This window comes from Catellatospora sp. NPDC049609 (assembly GCF_040675365.1).
GTDB lineage: Bacteria > Actinomycetota > Actinomycetes > Mycobacteriales > Micromonosporaceae > Catellatospora.
The window spans coordinates 1-13,746 of record NZ_JBFAOU010000197.1; the positions used below are offsets into that span (position 1 = coordinate 1).

Sequence of the window (13,746 nt, forward strand, 5' to 3'; positions counted from 1 at the left end):
CATCGCGCTGTCCACACCGCGCCCATCCGACGCCGCCTGCACCGCCGGCTTGCTATCCGGCCCGTCCGCCACTGTGATTCAAGAGTTGCCCAGGGGAGGGCGGGGCAGGGCGGGGGCGGCGTCAGGCGTCTTCGGTGCGGCCCTGGCGCCAGTAGCCCATGAAGGCGACGGACTTGCGGTCGAGGCCGCGTTCGGAGACGAGGTGGCGGCGCAGGGTGCGGATGACAGCGGCCTCGCCGGCCAGCCAGGCGTAGAGGGTGCCGGCGGTGGACTCCTCGGGGACCTCCCAGAGGATGTCGGTGTCCACGTCGACGTCCTCGACCTGCGCGGCCGCGCCGGGCGCCGGCACCAGCCAGGCCGCGGCCTCCTGCACCGCGGGCACCAGCAGGCTGCCGTGCGGCAGGTCCTCACGGGGCAGCCAGCGCACGTCGACCCCGGCAGGGGCGGTCAGGGTCAGCGCGTCGGCCGGGTACGGCACCTCCAGCAGCGCCGCGCCCCGGGTGTCGGCGGGCAGCCGCTCCAGGATCGCCGCGATCGCGGGCACCGCCGTCTCGTCACCGGCCAGCAGCACCGGCACGCCCGGCGCGGGCGGCACGAACTCGACGCCGCCGTGCGGGCCGGGGTGCGCGGCGTTCGGTCCCATCAGCACGATCCGGTCGCCGGGCCGGGCCGCGCGGGCCCAGCGGGAGGCCGGTCCGGCGTCGCCGTGCAGCGCCACGTCCACGTCGACCTCGCACAGGTCGCTGCGCACCTGCCGGGCGGTGTACGTGCGGATCGGGTTGCGCACCTCGTCCGGGGTGCCCCGCCAGATCGTGTACCAGTCCGGCCCGTGGTCGAGCGCGTCGAACCCGCCGGCGGGCGACGGCAGGACCAGCTTCAGCCGCAGGTCGTACCCGCAGTCGGCGAAGTCCTTCAGCTCCGGCCCCGCGAACGTGAATCGGGTGTACGTCGGGCTGAGCTGGGCGACGGCCTTCACCTCGACACTGAACAGCCGCCAGACCATGGTCGCGGTCATGGGCGGGACCTCCGGACGTGTCCCGGGTGAAGAAGGCCGCTCAACATGGCGCTCAGGTTAGGTTAGCCTACCCTCCCACTGTCAAGCGGGCTCCCGGTGTCCTCCATCACCCCTCCCGCGCCGATCTTGCGCGAACTGTGGGTACGACACTCCCCAAAGGGATATATCCCCAACAGTTCGCGCAAGATCGACGTGATCAAGGGGCGGTTACGGGGGCGGGTTCGGTGGGGGCGGGGTGGGGGGTGGGGGTGGGTTCGCGGAGGGTGAGCAGGGCGACGGCGGCGGCGAGCGCCATGGTCAGGGCCGCGCCGAGGGCGGCGGCGTGCAGGCCGGACACGAACGCCGTGCGGGCGCTCGCCAGCAGTGCCGCGCCCACCTCGCCGGGTATGGCCGCGGCGGTGGCGGCGGCTCCGGCCAGGGTCTCGCGCGCGGCGTCGGCGGCCGCGGCGGGCAGGCCGGCGGGCAGGTCGAGGCCGGCCCGGTAGACGGCGGTGCCGAGGCTGCCCAGCACCGCCATGCCCAGCGCGCCGCCGAACTCCGACGAGGTCTCCGACAGTGCCGACGCCGCGCCCGCCCGCTCCGGCGGGGCCGCCCACAGGATCAGCTCCGTGCTCAGCGCCATCACCACGATCAGGCCGCAGGCGTACAGCGAGGAGGAGGCGATGAAGGTCCAGAGCGGGGAGTCGACGCCCACCGCGAGCATCGCGGCGAACCCGGCCCCGGCCAGGCCGAACCCCACCGCCACCAGCCGCGCGCGGGACACGCCCCGCTGTGCCAGCCCGGTGGCCAGGGGTGCGGCGCCACCGATCAGCAGCGAGGGCACCAGGCTCCACAGCGCCGCCTCCAGCGGGGTCATGCCCCACACCGTCTGCAGCAGCTGCGTGCTGTAGATGGCGAAGCCGATCAGGCCGAACATCGCCAGCAGGTTGATGGCGACCGCGCCGCTGAACGAGCGGCGGCGAAACAGCGCCAGGTCGATCATCGGGCTGTCCGAGGTGCGCTGACGGCGCAGGAAGACCGCGCCGACGGCCAGGCCGGTGACGATCGCGGCGCCCGCGAGCGCGCCGTCGCCGTCGGCGGCGATCTCCTTGATCCCCCAGATCACCGGGAGTACGGCGGCCAGCGACAGCGCCGCGCCGAACAGGTCGAAGCGACCGTGCGTGACCCGCGCCGACTCGGGCACCAGCAGGGGTGCGAGCACGGTCAGCAGCAGCATGAACGGCACGTTGATGAGGAAGACCGAGCCCCACCAGAAGTGCTCCAGCAGGAACCCGCTCAGGATCGGCCCGAGCGCCACGCCGAAGGTGAGCGCGGCGGTCCAGATCGCGATGGCGGTGGACCGCTGCTTCGCGTCGTGGAACATGTTGCGGATCAGGGCGAGCGTGGACGGCATCAGCGTGGCGCCGCCGACGCCGAGCAGGGCCCGGGTGGCGATGAGCGCCTCGGCGCTGCCCGCGTACGCCGCGGCCGCGGAGGTGAGGCCGAACGCGGCCGCGCCGATCATCAGCAGCCGGCGGCGTCCGACGCGGTCGCCCAGCGCGCCCATCGTGATCAGGAGTCCGGCCAGCACGAAGCCGTAGATGTCGAAGATCCACAGCTGTTGGGTGGCGGTCGGGGCGAGGTCAGCGCTGAGGAACGGGAGGGCGAAGTAGAGCACCGAGACGTCCATCGACACCAGCAGCAGGGGCAGGAGCAGCACGGCCAGGCCGATCCACTCCCGACGCCCGGCGAGGGGCGGGGTTGGCTCGCTCATCGAGGGGACCACCTTCTGTGTACGCGGTACGCGCTTCTGTGTATGTCATACGCTGTTCTGTGTACGTTATACGCAGTACTAGGATGAACAGTCAAGACCCGGAGAGCAGGTGTGCATGGAACTGGACGGCGATGCCGTGCCGGCGAACCTCGCCGCGGCCTGGGGGCTGCGCGAACGGCCGGGCAGGGGGCCCAAGCCGGGGCTGACGCTGGACGGGATCGTGCAGGCGGGCATCCGGGTCGCCGCCGCCGACGGCATCGGCGCGGTCTCCATGAGCCGGGTCGCCGCGGAGGCGGGCGCCTCCACCATGGCCCTCTACCGCTACGTGCGCGCCAAGGACGAGCTGCTCGAACTCATGGTGGACACCGCCATCGGCGATCCGCCGCGGCTCGACCCGGCGCAGGGCTGGCGGGCCGGGCTCACCGCCTGGGCCTGGGCCTGCCGCGCGGTCTACGTGAGCCAGCCGTGGATGATGCGGGTGCCGATCAGCGGCCCGCCCGCCACGCCGCACCAGCTCGCCTGGCTGGACGCGGGCCTGTCGGTGATGGCCGGCACCGGGATCCCCGAGGAGGAGAAACTCTCCACCATCCTGCTGCTCAGCGGGTACGTGCGCAGCGAGGCCACCGTCGCCGTGGACATGCTGGCCGCCGTGCAGGCCGTCGACTCCTCGCTGGACGAGGCGATCACGGCGTACGGCAGGCTGCTGAAGCTGCTCGTCGACCCGGCCCGGTTCCCGTCGCTGGGGCGGGTCATCGCGGCGGGCGTGTTCGATCCGGACACCGACCAGTACGACGAGTTCGTGTTCGGACTGGACCGGATCCTCGACGGCATCGGGCTTCTCGTCGAGCAGCGGGCGGGCGGGTGACCGGAAGGGACGGACGGTACGGTCTCTGACGTGACGGACAACCCCTCCCCGCTCACTCCCACGGCGTCGCCCGTGGTGGAGACGGCCCGGCCCCGGCACGGGCTGGCCTGGTCCCTGCGCCACCTCGCGGCGGTGCTGCGCACCACCGGATCGCTGCTGCTGCGGCACTGGCCGGTGCTGTTCGCGCTGATCTTCGCCGCGTTCGCGGTGCGCCGCGGGATGGTGGTGGTCGCCGTCCAGGCCAGCAAGCTCGGCGGCGTGTTCGGCTTCCTCGTCTTCGCGCTGGTGCCCGTCGTGGTGATGACGGCCCTGATCCTGATGCTGCGCACGCTGTCGCGGTCGCTGCCGGGGCTGACCGGCGAGGGCGGCGAGCCGGGGGAGCGGTTCCGGGTGCTGGCGCAGGTGGCCAGCGTGCTGCTGCCGTTCGTCGCCGTGTACGCGTCGTTCGACTACTTCACCGAAGACCGCAACCTCTACATCTACGAGGTGTTCCGGGACGAGACCCTCGGCAACCCCGACACCATCGACAACCCCGGCGCGGTGAACCTCGACGAGCGCCTGCCGTTCGAGCTGAACACCACGCTGGTGGTCGTGGTGGCGGTGGCGACGCTGCTGCGCTTCCTGCTCGGCCTGCTGGCCAGGCGGTTGTGGGACTGGGTCAACTTCATCCGGGCGTACCTGGAGGTCCTCTCGCTCACCCTGGTCGTGGTGTTCGTGTCGAGCGTCAGCGACCGGGTCATGCCGTTCCTGGAGCAGCGCCAGGCCTACCACTGGGCGCAGGACGCCTGGCACACGGTGGTGGGGCTGCTCGGCCCGCTGGAGCAGGCCGCGCGCACGGCCGGAGCGTTCGCCGTCGAGCTGCTGTCCTCCGTCGACACCGTGCTGGTCGTGCCGGTGGCCTGGCTGTTCGTGGCCACCACGGTGTACGGCCTCAAGGACCCGCCGATGACCGAGCAGGAAGTCCAGCGGGCCAGGCGCACCGCCCTTCGGCTGGCACGGCTGCCCGGGCCGCTGCGCCGGCTCACCACCGGCAGCACGGCCGACATGCGCGAGTCGATGGCCCCGCTGGCGCGCTCGTACCGGCTGGTGGCGTACGCCGGCATGGTCCCGATCCTGCTGTTCTGCCTGCTCTTCGTGGTCACCCAGGCGCTGCCCACCTGGCTGTGGGAGCTGGAGCGGGCCGTCATCGGCCCGCAGCACGTCGACTACGTGTGGGCGCCGCTGTCCGTGCCGCTGTCCTCCGTGAACGAGGCGATCACCATGGTGCTGCAGCTGTGCCTGGTCGCCGCGGCGGTTGACCGGGTGCTGCGAGCCGGTTCAGCGGCTGAGGCGGGCGTACCGCGCCAGGTCGACGGAGCCGAAGGTGACCCGCACCGCGACGGGCTCGGCGCCGGCAGCCGTGACGAAGTAGGCGGCGGCCTGGTGCCGGCCTGACGCGGCCGGGACCGGGCTGTCGTCCGGGGCGCAGGTGGCCCGGTCGGCATCGGCGCGGCTGAGCTCATCCGGCCGGTCGTCGTACACGTTGCCCGCGGCGTCCTCCAGCTCCACCGAGCAGAACGGGACCTCGGGTCCGGACGCCTGGATCTCGAACACCGCGCGCCAGGCGACGATGCCCTGCGGCACGGTGAACGGCTCCCGGTTGAAGCGCTTGAGGTCGGTCGCCGGGGCGATCTCGACCAGCCGCAGCCGGACCCCGCCGAAGTCCACCCAGCCGTCCGCGGCGGCGGCGACCGGCTTCGGCTCGCCCCGCTCCCAGCGGTCGAGGTCGTTGTAGATCGACGCGTAGCCCATCGCGACGAAGGCGGGCACCACCGCCAGCAGGCCCCAGACGTTGCGCCGCCACCAGCCGCGGCCGAGCGAGTCCGGGCCCCTCACGACGTCACCAGCCGGGGCGCGAGCACCTCGGTCGCGGCGGGATCGCGCAGCGCAGCGCCGGCGTCGCCGATGGGCAGCGGGATCTCGGTCATCGAGTCCATCCGGTGGTCGACGAAGGTGGCGGCGAGCAGCAGGGTCAGCGTGCCGGTGGCGGTGGCGGGCACCTCCAGCGCGATCTCGCCCTCGACCCGGATCCCCGGCTGCAGCCGCCGGCCGCCCGCGACCAGCGGCTGCTCGAAGCGGTCGGTGACCTCGTAGACCCGGCCCTCGGCGTCGCGGATCGCGGCGTACTGGATGCTGGTCACCTCGCGGCGGGCGGTCAGCCGCAGCCGCACCACGACCCACACCCCCTGCGTGCTCAGGATCGCCTCGCCGATCTTCAGCTCGGCGGCGCAGCGCACCGCCACCGCCCGCGCGGTGAACTCGCGGGCGGTCACGTCGGTGCCGAAGTCGCCGGTGACGGGGAACGGGCGCAGCTGCCCGTTGCGGTCGGGCAGCGACGCGCCGATCGCGTGCCCCGCGGCGAGCACGGCGACCACGAGCAGGACGGCGCCCAGGCGGCGCAGCCGGCTCACGGTGCGGTCCTCGCGCTCGGTGAGCTGCCGGCGCGCGGCGACGTGCGGGGACTCGGCGACCGGCTGGGCCTCGGCGAGGCGCTCGGTCGCGCGGAGGCCTTCGGCGACGCGCTGGGCGACGGGCTGGGCGACGCGGTGGCCCGGTTGTCGATCACGGGTAGGGTCACCCGGCCGCTGACCTCGCCGTCGTTCATCCACTGGTTCTCGCCGCTGAGCGAGTCGGGGCGGTACGTCCGCGCCTGGACCAGCACGGTGACGCTGGTGGGCAGGGGGGCGTCGCCGTCCTGCTCCCAGAAGAAGATCACCTTCTCGGTCATCATCGGGTGCAGCCGCCGGACGACGCGCTTGTCCCGGTTGAGCGCCATGTCGTACGGCTCCTCGGCGAGCAGCCCTTCCACTCCCGACAGCCGCAGGATCTGCTTGGTGAGCGTGATCGACTCGTGCGCGGTGACGGTGACGTTCGCGGTCACGTAGACCCAGCGGTTCTTCTCGTCCTGGCGGCGCAGCGGCGGCAGGTCGCCGGCCACCTTCGCCTCGATCACCTCGACCCGCCAGGGGCCGCCGTCGATCGGGACCCCTGCCGCGTACTGGTTCTCCGGCGCGGCGGGCACCGCCTTCCAGCCGCCGAACAGGCCGGAGATCCCCAGCGCCAGCACCACGATGATCAGGCGGAGTCGGGGCGCCGCGGTGTCCAGCAGCCCTCTGCCCAGCCTGCGGCTCAGCGAGCCGCCCCCCGTCACCGACACAGCGGCGAGCATACGAGACGGACGCCGCGCGGCCCAATCGGGAAGGAAGCGGCGTCCGTCGGTAGTGGAGTCTTGGGGGCGGGTGGGGATGATCGACGCTTGCGGTCGGAAGGTGCAGTGCGGCAACACTTTCCGACCGGAAACAGCAATCATGCCCGCCTCGCAGAGCCCGCCCAGCCGTAGCTGCGCCCGGTCAGCCCATCCAGGCGAAGACGGCCGGGTCGGGGCCGATCCGGGCGCCGGTGTCCAGGGTGGCGATCGCCGCCATGTCCTCGTCGTCGAGGGTGAAGTCGAAGACCGCGAGGTTCTCGGCGATCCGCGACGGCGTGACCGACTTCGGGATGACCACGAAGCCCTGCTGGAGGTGCCAGCGCAGCACCACCTGTGCCGGGGTCTTGCCGTGCTTGGCGCCGAGCTGCGCCAGCACCGGCTCGTCCAGCAGGCCCTTGCCCTGGCCGAGCGGGCTCCACGCCTCGGTCGCGATGTCGTGCACCGCGTGCAGCTTGCGCAGCTCCTCCTGGGTGAACCGCGGGTGCAGCTCGATCTGGTTCACCGCGGGCACCACGTCGAACTCGTCGAGCAGCCGGCTCATGGTCTGCACGGTGAAGTTGGAGACGCCGATGGCCCGCACCCGCTTGTCGGCGTACAGCTTCTCCATCGCGCGCCAGGCCTCGGTGTAGCGGTCCTGCGACGGCACCGGCCAGTGCATCAGGTACAGGTCCAGGTAGTCCAGGCCGAGCCTGTCCAGGCTCTCGTCGAACGCGCGCAGCGCCTTGTCGTACTCGTGCTCGGTGTTCCACAGCTTCGTGGTCACGAACAGTTCCTCGCGGGGCACACCGGCGGCGCGGATCGCGCGGCCGACGCCCTCCTCGTTGGCATAGATCTTGGCGGTGTCGATGCTGCGGTAACCCGCCTCCAGCGCCGTGACGACGGCCTTCTCGGCCGTGTCGTCGTCGACCTGCCACACGCCGAAGCCGAGCTGGGGCATCCGTACGCCGTTGTTGAGCGTCACGTCAGGAACGATCATGCCGCCCATTCTTCCAGTGTCGGGGCCGCCAGTCCGGGCGGTCGCCCGGCGCGCCCCGGTGAACACATCGCGCACCGTTGATCGAGGTCAGTGACCTCTTGCTATGGAAGCGCTCCCATGCGAGACTGATCCCGATTCGCGACCGGGAGCCAACGTCGCGCGACACGGCACGTCAGGGCACGGACGAGCCGATCGCACCACCGCCGTCAGCAGCTGACGGCTCGGCAGTTCTCCCGCCGGGACCCCGTCCCGGCGCTTTCGCGAGGAGCTCATCTTGTTGCACACACTGCGGCGTTCCCGCCACAGACTCCTGCGGCGCTCCGGCGCCCTCGCCACGGCGGCGCTCGTCGCCGTGGGCGGCCTGGTGGTGGCGGCGAGCCCGGCCCAGGCCGCAGTCGCCTGCGAGGTCGTATACACCGCCAACCCGTGGACCGAGGGTTCCGGCACGGGCGGTTTCACCGCCAGCCTGACCCTGAAGAACCTCGGTGACCCGTGGACGAGCTGGTCGCTCGGCTTCACGCTGCCCTCCGGGCAGTCGATCACCCTGCCCGGCTGGTCCGCGAACTACACCGCGTCCGGCCAGAACATCACCGCCACCAACCTGAACTACAACGGCAACGTCGGCACCGGCGGCTCGACCGGCATCGGCTTCAACGGCCGCTGGAGCGGGACGTACTCGTCGCCGACGTCGTTCACCATCAACGGCACCCCGTGCACCGGGGCCAACCCGGCGCCGACGGTGAGCATCACCTCGCCGGCGAACAACACCCACTTCACCGCGCCGGCCGGGTTCACCATCGCGGCCACCGCGGCCGACACCGCCCCCGGCACCGTGTCGAAGGTCGAGTTCTACCGCGACGGGCTGCTGCTCGGGTCCGACACGTCCGCGCCGTACACCTGGGACGTCTCGGCGCTGCCGGTCGGCACGTACGTGTTCGGTGCCAAGGCGACCGACAACGGCGGCGCGAGCGCGACCGCGAACACCACCGTGGTGGTCGACGCGTCCGTGGCGCCGAAGGTGCTGGTCAACGGGGCGAGCACGGCTGCGGTGAGCGTGCCCGAGGGCGGCACGAACACGTTCAAGGTGAAGCTGTCGGCCGCGCCGTCGGCGAACCTGACCGTGGCCGTGGCCCGCACCGCCGGTGACACCGACGTGTCGGTCTCCACCGGCGCGACGCTCACCTTCACGGCGGCCAACTACGCCACCGAGCAGACGGTCACCCTGGCCGCGGCGCAGGACGCCGACAACGCCTCCGGCACCGCGACGGTCACCGCCAGCGCCACCGGGTACGACCCCGGCGTGGTCACCGCGACCGAGGCCGACGACGAGGTCAACGTCTACACCCAGCGCTTCATCGAGCAGTACAACAAGATCAAGAACACCGCCAACGGGTACTTCTCGCCCGAGGGCGTGCCGTACCACTCGATCGAGACGCTGATCGTCGAGGCGCCGGACTACGGCCACGAGACCACCAGCGAGGCGTTCAGCTACTGGCTGTGGCTGGAGGCGTACTACGGCCGGTTCACCAAGGACTGGACCAAGTTCAACCAGGCCTGGACGGTGATGGAGCAGTACATCATCCCGTCGGCGACCGACCAGCCCAACGCGGGCGTGGCCGGCACCCCGCAGTACGCGGCCGAGCACCTCACCCCGGCCAACTACCCGTCGCAGCTGGAGCCCAACGTCCCGGTCGGTGTCGACCCGCTGCGCAGCGAGCTGACCAGCACCTACGGCAACGGCAACATCTACGGCATGCACTGGCTGCTCGACGTCGACAACAAGTACGGCTTCGGCCGCTGCGGCAACGGCACCACGCGCCCGGCGTACATCAACACCTTCCAGCGGGGCCCGCAGGAGTCGGTGTGGGAGACCATCCCGCAGCCGAGCTGTGACAACCTGAACTTCGGCGGCACCAACGGCTACCTGGACCTGTTCGTCAAGGAGTCCAGCGCGCCCGCGGCGCAGTGGAAGTACACCAACGCGCCCGACGCCGACGCCCGTGCCGTCGAGGCGGCCTACTGGGCGCTGACCTGGGCCACCGAGCAGGGTCTGCAGTCGCAGATCACGTCCACCATCGCCAAGGCGGCGAAGATGGGCGACTACCTGCGCTACGCCATGTTCGACAAGTACTTCAAGAAGATCGGCAACTGCGTCGGCGCGACCACCTGCGCCGCCGGCACCGGCCGTGACTCGATGCACTACCTGATGTCCTGGTACTACGCCTGGGGCGGCGGTCTCACCTCCGCCTGGTCGTGGCGCATCGGCTCCAGCCACAACCACTTCGGCTACCAGAACCCGATGGCGGCGTACGCCCTGGCGAACGTCCCCGCGCTGAAGCCGCAGTCGCCGACCGCCAACGCGGACTGGACCAACAGCTTCAACCGGCAGCTGGAGTTCTACCAGTGGCTGCAGTCGTCCGAGGGCGGTATCGCCGGCGGCGCGACCAACAGCTGGAACGGCTCGTACGCCCAGCCGCCGGCGGGCACGCCCACCTTCTACGGCATGTTCTACGACGAGAAGCCGGTCTACCACGACCCGCCGTCGAACCAGTGGTTCGGCATGCAGGTGTGGTCGATGGGCCGCATCGCCGAGCTGTACTACGCGACCGGCAACGCCAAGGCCAAGGCGCTGCTGGACAAGTGGGTGCCGTGGGCGATCGCCAACACCACCGTGAGCGGCACGAACTTCGCGGTGCCGTCCGAGATGGCCTGGTCCGGGGCGCCTGCGACCTGGAACCCGTCCAGCCCGGCCGCCAACACCAACCTGCACGTCACGGTGACCAGCACCGGCCAGGACGTCGGCGTCACCGCGTCGCTGGCCCGCGCCCTGCTGTTCTACGCGGCCAAGTCGGGCAACGCGGCGGCCAAGACTACCGGCAAGGGCCTGATCGACGCGCTCTACGCGCGCGCCGAGAGCAAGGGCGTCTCGACGGTGGAGACCCGCGGCGACTACCGCCGCTTCGACGACGTCTACAACGCCACCACCGGCCAGGGCATCTACGTCCCGTCCGGCTGGACCGGCGACATGCCGAACGGTGACATCGTCACCGCCGGGAAGTCGTTCGTCGACATCCGCTCCTGGTACAAGCAGGACCCGGAGTGGTCGAAGGTGGAGAGCTACCTGAACGGCGGCCCCGAGCCGCAGTTCTCGTACCACCGCTTCTGGGCGCAGAGCGACGTGGCGATGGCCTTCGCCGACTTCGCCGCCCTGTTCCCCAACGGCTGATCCTCTCTCAGCCGCAACGGCGGGCGCCCCTCCCGGGGGCGCCCGCCGCCTCCGTCTCCGGCCGTGCAGTTTCGGGGAAACTGCACGAATGCGGGCTCGGGATACCGCACTTTCCCCGAAACTGCCGGCTCAGTGGCCGCAGCCGCGGGGGCGTCAGGGGACGCGGCGGGCGATGGTGTGCAAGGCGAAGAGGACGTAGCCGGCGAGTAGGGGAGCCGTCACCGGGAGGACGGCGCCGATGAGGGTGGCGATCGCGAGGACGCCCGCGCAGGCCGCGATCAGCGCCGGGCGGGTGGCCGCGGTCCGCAGCGCGCGCAGGTAGCCGTACCCCCGGCCGAGGAGCGGGACGCTGAGGGCCACCAGGCCGCCGAGGGCGAGCCCCGCGAGGGTGGTGGCGGCCACCAGCAGCGCGCCGCCGGGGGCGATGCCCTGACGGAGCCAGTAGATGTTGAGGCCGAGCAGCAGCGCGGCGGTGAGCACGGCCAGGGTGGCCAGCGCGCCGGGCAGCAGCCGGCGGCCGAACCCGCGCAGGATCTCGCGCGGGCCGGGCCAGCGGCCGTCGGTGAAGCGCAGGTGCACCGCCTCGGCGCCGACGGCGACGGCGGCGCCGGTCGTGACGACCGGCACCGCCGCGACGGTCACCACGATGCCGACCAGGGCGAGGTCGGCCGCGTCACGCAGGGTGTCGCGCCAGTCCGTGGTGGTCGTCTTCGTCATGATCAGCCCTTCAGCCCGCTGGTGTGGATGCCCTGGACCAGGAACCGCTGGAAGCCGAGGAAGAACAGGAACACCGGGAGCAGGGACAGTACCGACATCGCCAGCATCGGCCCGAGCGAGGTCTGGCCGGCCGAGTCGACGAACAGGCGCAGCGCCACCGGCACCGTGTACTTCTCCACGCTGGGCAGGTAGACCAGCTGGGTGAAGAAGTCGTTCCAGGTCCAGATGAACGAGAAGATCGCCGTCGTGATCAGGGCCGGTCGCGACAGCGGGAGGATGACGTGCCAGAACGTGCGGTACGGGTCACAGCCGTCGATCTTGGCGGCGTCGTCGAGCTCGCGGGGGATGCCCCGCATGAACTGGACCATGAGGAAGATGAAGAACGCCTCGGTGGCCAGCAGCTTCGGCAGGATCAGCGGGAGCGGGGTGTCCACCCAGCCGAACTCGTTGAACAGCACGTACTGCGGCACGATCAGCACGTGGCTGGGCAGCAGCAGCGTCGCGATCATGAGCGCGAAGAACAGCCCCCGGCCACGGAACCGCAGCCGGGCGAAGGCATAGGCGGTGACCAGGCAGGACGCCGCGTTCGCCACCACCGTCGCGAGCGAGATCACCAGGCTGTTCAGGAAGAACCGGGTGAAGGGGACGCCCTTGATGTAGTTCCAGCCGTCGGAGTAGTTGGACCAGGTCACCTCCTCCGGCCAGATCGAGAGGTTGCTGGAGATCTCGGTCGGCGACTTCAGCGACGAGCCCAGCACCCAGAACAGCGGGTAGAGCACGACCGCGAGCACGCCCAGCAGGGCGAGCACCCGCAGCCAGCCACGTACGCGGGCCATCAGTTCTCTCCGTCCGAGTAGTGCACCCAGAACTTGCCGGTGCTGAAGAAGACCACCGTGATCAGGCCGATCGCCAGCAGGAAGATCCAGGCCAGCGCGGAGGAGTAGCCCATCTGGAAGTCGGTGAACGCCTTGTCGTAGATGTGCAGGGTGTACAGCTTCGTGGCGTACACCGGGCCACCGGTGCCGTTGCTGATGACGAAGGCCGAGGTGAAGCCCTGGAAGCCGTTGATGGTCTCCAGCACCAGGTTGAAGAAGATGACCGGGGACAGCATCGGCAGCGTGATGTGGAAGAACTGCCGGACCTTGCTGGCACCGTCCACCGACGCGGCCTCGTAGAGCTCGGTCGGCACCTGCTTGAGGCCGGCCAGGAAGATGACCATCGGGGCGCCGAACTGCCAGATGGCCAGCACCATCAGGGTCTCCAGGGCCCAGTCCGGGTCGTTGATCCACGGCTTGCCCTCGATGCCGAAGACGTTCAGCAGCGCGTTGAAGGAGCCCTCGCCGTTGAACATGGCGACCCAGACCAGCGCCAGCGCCACCGAGCCGCCCAGCAGCGACGGCAGGTAGAACATGCTGCGGAACAGGCCCACGCCCCGCCGCTCGCGGTTGAGCAGCAGCGCGACGCCCAGGGAGGCGGCGAGCTTCAGCGGGATCGCGATCAGGCCGTAGGACAGGGTGACCCGCACCGACTTCCAGAACGTCGGGTCACCGGTGAAGATCTTCTCGTAGTTGTCGAAGCCGACCCACTCCACGAACTGCCAGCTCGACAGGATGTCGTAGTTGGTGAAGCTCAGGTAGAGCGAGAACAGCATGGGAAAGGCGGTGATGGCCATGAGGCCGAGGAGCCATGGCGAGAGGAAGACGTATCCCGCTAGGCTTTCCTGCCGTCGGAGGAACTTGTTGCTCTTGCGCCGGCCGCGCGCCGGCGGCGGCGCAGCCGCGGCCGGGAGGGCCGGTCGGGAAGCCGTGGTGAGCGCCACGCGCGGTCCCCTTCCAGGTTGAGATCACGTGGGTGGGCCCTCTCGGACGGGTGGCCGCAACTCTCCGAAGGAGTTGCGGCCACTGCGGTCTGCTGAGGGATGTGTCCGTCACGCCATCGCCCTGGCCG

12 protein-coding genes are annotated in these 13,746 nt (G+C 71.0%); 3 read left to right on the plus strand and 9 right to left on the minus strand.

Annotated features, from left to right (window positions below):
• Window positions 1-121: 121 nt before the first annotated feature.
• Both AB0J67_RS34005 and AB0J67_RS34010 read right to left on the minus strand, forming a co-directional pair.
• Complete coding sequence (locus AB0J67_RS34005) at window positions 122-1,015, minus strand: siderophore-interacting protein (RefSeq protein ID WP_363488638.1); 894 nt, start codon at window positions 1,013-1,015, stop codon at window positions 122-124.
• Window positions 1,016-1,211: 196 nt separating this feature from the next.
• Window positions 1,212-2,768 carry an MFS transporter gene (locus tag AB0J67_RS34010; protein WP_363488640.1) on the minus strand — a complete coding sequence of 519 codons (1,557 nt, stop codon included), beginning with the start codon at window positions 2,766-2,768 and terminating at the stop codon, window positions 1,212-1,214.
• A gap of 115 nt (window positions 2,769-2,883) precedes the next feature.
• On the opposite strand from AB0J67_RS34010, the gene AB0J67_RS34015 reads away from it, so the two are divergent.
• Together AB0J67_RS34015 and AB0J67_RS34020 are read left to right on the plus strand one after the other, a co-directional pair.
• Complete coding sequence (locus AB0J67_RS34015) at window positions 2,884-3,633, plus strand: TetR/AcrR family transcriptional regulator (RefSeq protein ID WP_363488642.1); 750 nt, start codon at window positions 2,884-2,886, stop codon at window positions 3,631-3,633.
• A gap of 30 nt (window positions 3,634-3,663) precedes the next feature.
• Entirely contained in the window at window positions 3,664-5,067 is a 1,404-nt protein-coding gene (locus AB0J67_RS34020; RefSeq protein ID WP_363488644.1) for a hypothetical protein, read from the plus strand.
• Here the strand turns inward: AB0J67_RS34020 and AB0J67_RS34025 are convergent.
• The 4 genes from AB0J67_RS34025 to AB0J67_RS34040 all read right to left on the minus strand — a co-directional run bounded on the left by AB0J67_RS34025 (window position 4,951) and on the right by AB0J67_RS34040 (window position 7,856).
• Window positions 4,951-5,508 (minus strand): hypothetical protein, encoded by a 558-nt coding sequence (locus tag AB0J67_RS34025; RefSeq protein WP_363488646.1) that lies wholly within the window; start codon window positions 5,506-5,508, stop codon window positions 4,951-4,953. The two genes, AB0J67_RS34020 and AB0J67_RS34025, sit on opposite strands and share 117 nt — an antisense overlap.
• On the minus strand, window positions 5,505-6,083 hold the full coding sequence (locus AB0J67_RS34030; protein WP_363488648.1) for a hypothetical protein: 579 nt from the start codon (window positions 6,081-6,083) through the stop codon (window positions 5,505-5,507). Before AB0J67_RS34030 ends, AB0J67_RS34025 begins: the two co-directional genes overlap by 4 nt.
• Complete coding sequence (locus tag AB0J67_RS34035) at window positions 6,080-6,829, minus strand: hypothetical protein (RefSeq protein ID WP_363488650.1); 750 nt, start codon at window positions 6,827-6,829, stop codon at window positions 6,080-6,082. Before AB0J67_RS34035 ends, AB0J67_RS34030 begins: the two co-directional genes overlap by 4 nt.
• Window positions 6,830-7,022: 193 nt before the next feature.
• The gene (locus AB0J67_RS34040) at window positions 7,023-7,856 is read right to left on the minus strand and encodes an aldo/keto reductase (protein WP_363488652.1); all 834 of its coding nucleotides are present in this window, start codon (window positions 7,854-7,856) and stop codon (window positions 7,023-7,025) included.
• A 277-nt stretch (window positions 7,857-8,133) separates the two neighbouring features.
• Here AB0J67_RS34040 and AB0J67_RS34045 point away from each other — a divergent pair, with 277 nt between their 5' ends.
• Window positions 8,134-11,082 carry a glycoside hydrolase family 48 protein gene (locus AB0J67_RS34045; RefSeq protein WP_363488660.1) on the plus strand — a complete coding sequence of 983 codons (2,949 nt, stop codon included), beginning with the start codon at window positions 8,134-8,136 and terminating at the stop codon, window positions 11,080-11,082.
• 153 nt (window positions 11,083-11,235) lie between these two features.
• Here the strand turns inward: AB0J67_RS34045 and AB0J67_RS34050 are convergent, their stop codons facing one another.
• From AB0J67_RS34050 to AB0J67_RS34060, 3 genes are read right to left on the minus strand one after another with little or no spacing between them, the layout of a single operon-like run.
• Window positions 11,236-11,799 carry a hypothetical protein gene (locus AB0J67_RS34050; protein WP_363488654.1) on the minus strand — a complete coding sequence of 188 codons (564 nt, stop codon included), beginning with the start codon at window positions 11,797-11,799 and terminating at the stop codon, window positions 11,236-11,238.
• A 2-nt stretch (window positions 11,800-11,801) separates the two neighbouring features.
• A complete protein-coding gene (locus tag AB0J67_RS34055; RefSeq protein WP_363488656.1) occupies window positions 11,802-12,635 on the minus strand; it encodes a carbohydrate ABC transporter permease in 834 nt (277 codons plus the stop codon).
• Complete coding sequence (locus AB0J67_RS34060; protein WP_363488658.1) at window positions 12,635-13,618, minus strand: sugar ABC transporter permease; 984 nt, start codon at window positions 13,616-13,618, stop codon at window positions 12,635-12,637. The genes AB0J67_RS34055 and AB0J67_RS34060 overlap by 1 nt, the downstream gene beginning before the upstream one ends.
• Between the last annotated feature and the right edge of the window lie 128 nt (window positions 13,619-13,746).